This window comes from Priestia sp. SIMBA_032, assembly GCF_046535215.1.
In the GTDB taxonomy this organism is placed as follows: Bacteria; Bacillota; Bacilli; order Bacillales; family Bacillaceae_H; genus Priestia; species Priestia aryabhattai.
The window spans coordinates 1-436 of sequence record NZ_JAWRXD010000156.1 but is presented as its reverse complement, the minus strand read 5'-3'; the positions used below and the strand labels follow the sequence as shown (position 1 = coordinate 436).

The following is a 436-nucleotide window of genomic DNA, read 5'->3' as shown; positions in this document are numbered from 1 at the left end:
AAAACAATTCAAGCTGAATACCGTTTCGGACTAACTGGTACACCTGTAGAAAATTCATTAGAAGAGCTATGGTCTATCTTCCATGTCGTCTTCCCGGAATTATTACCAGGAAGAAAAGAGTTCGGTGATTTAAGGCGTGAAGATATAGCGAAGCGAGTGAAACCATTCGTATTAAGACGATTAAAAGGAGACGTATTAAATGAGTTGCCAGAGAAAATAGAGCACTTACAATCATCGGAGTTATTACCCGATCAAAAGAGTCTCTATGCTGCTTATTTAGCGAAGTTAAGGGAAGAAACGTTAAAGCATTTAGACAAAGACACGTTACGTAAAAATAAAATTAGAATTTTAGCTGGTTTAACGAGATTGCGACAAATTTGTTGTCATCCCGCTTTATTTGTTGATGATTACAAAGGAAGTTCAGCTAAATTTGAAC

1 protein-coding gene is annotated in these 436 nt (G+C 36.5%); it reads left to right on the top strand.

Annotation, left to right across the window (positions count from 1 at the left end):
- Positions 1 to 436, top strand: a 436-nt coding sequence (locus tag SB717_RS33795) for an SNF2-related protein (protein WP_410907172.1), incomplete at both ends; no start/stop codon positions are given.